1 protein-coding gene is annotated in these 1,674 nt (G+C 60.3%); it reads left to right on the top strand.

What is annotated here, in order from left to right; all coding sequences use genetic code 11:
- The first annotated feature begins 142 nt into the window (after positions 1-142).
- Entirely contained in the window at positions 143-1,483 is a 1,341-nt protein-coding gene (locus NKH71_RS33295; RefSeq protein WP_352896624.1) for an ISNCY family transposase, read from the top strand.
- The last annotated feature ends 191 nt before the right edge of the window (positions 1,484-1,674 follow it).

Raw genomic sequence — 1,674 nt, 5'->3', positions numbered from 1 at the left:
CTAGTTTCCGTCCACAAACGCCAAATCATTGATCTTATTGCTTAAATCGTAATTTTGCGAAGGCAAGGCCCGGCGGTTTCAGGTACACTTTGGTCTCATGCCACTGATTCCAAAGTACAATCTGCAACCGCCGGAGCCGACAATGCGACAAGAACGCACCGTCCAAGCCAGTATATTCGATCTTTTCGCCGCGCACGAGATCGGCCACGAACTGAAGGCCATGTCGCACTGGCTGGACGAGCGCCGCGATCTGCTTGGCTTGGTGGCGCGAGATTTGGGTCGGCACGGCGTCAAGGCCACCGGACGGCAAGGCCTACCTGCCGAGGCGGTGTTGCGCTGTGCGCTTCTCAAGCAATACCGACAACTGACCTACCAAGAACTGGCCTTCCATCTTGAGGACTCCGCGTCGTTTCGAGCCTTTGCGCGGCTGCCGTGGTCATGGAGCCCGCAGAAGTCGGTGCTGCAAAAGACGATCAGCGCGATCCGGCCCGAGACTTGGGAAGAGATCAATCGGGCGCTGCTGTCGAATGCTCGGCAGGCGAAACTGGAAGACGGCACTGTCGTGCGGCTGGATAGCACAGTGACTTCAGCACTCATGCACGAACCGAGCGACAGCAGCCTGCTGTGGGACGCCGTCCGAATCATGGTGCGCCTGTTGAAGCAGGCTGATGCCTTGGCCGGCGGCGCCGGCTTGGCATGGCACGATCACTGCCGCGCGGCCAAGAAGCGCGCCCGCAAGATCCAGTTCACACGCGGTCGACCCAATCGTGTTCTGCTCTACCACGAACTGATCGGGATCACCCACGCCACCTTGGCCTATCTGCGGCAGGCGACGGCGCAATTGGCCGTGGCGGCCAACCCACTCATCGAACTCTGGCAGGCCCAGGTCTGTCACTATCGGCCGCTGATCGAGCAAATCATCACACAAAGTGAGCGGCGGGTGTTGGCCGGCGAGTTGGTGCCGGCCAGCGACAAGCTGGTCAGCCTGTTCGAGCCCCATGCCGATATCATCGTCAAAGGCAGCCGCGACACCGAATATGGCCATAAGCTCAACCTGACCACCGGCAGGAGCGGTATGATCCTCGATCTGGTGATCGAGGCGGGCAATCCGCGCGACAGCGATCGATTGCTGCCGATGCTGGAACGCCACATCGCCTTCTATGGTCACGCGCCGCGGCAGGCGGCGGCCGACGGCGGCTTTGCCAGTCGCGACAATCTGGCTACAGCCAAGACCTTGGGCGTTCGCGACATGGCATTCCACAAGAAGGCCGGCCTCAGGATCGAGGACATGGTTAGAAGCAATTGGGTTTACCGCAAGCTGCGCAACTTCCGTGCTGGCATCGAGGCCGACATCTCATGCCTCAAGCGCGCTTACGGCTTGGCGCGCTGCACCTGGCGCGGCCTTGATCACTTCAAGAGCTACATCTGGTCCTCGGTCGTAGCCTACAATCTCGTCCTCTTCGCACGTCTCAAACCGACCTGATGCTGAGCCACCATCGGAACTGCGGCGCACCGGCCAGAACTGGGCCTCCCAGCGTGCGCGCGATTGCGCCCACATCGCCCTTTGCGCCGATCCCAGCGTCCTAGATCCTGCCCATCCTCCCAAAAACGTGTCGACGAACGGCAAGTGGTTGCAAATGTTCGCAAAAAGAAGCGTTTATGGACGGAAACTAG

It is taken from the genome of Mesorhizobium sp. M0983 (genome assembly GCF_040318975.1).
Classification (GTDB): Bacteria; Pseudomonadota; Alphaproteobacteria; order Rhizobiales; family Rhizobiaceae; genus Mesorhizobium.
Note: the sequence above shows the minus strand (reverse complement) of the source record. Positions and strands in the feature narration are given on the sequence as shown.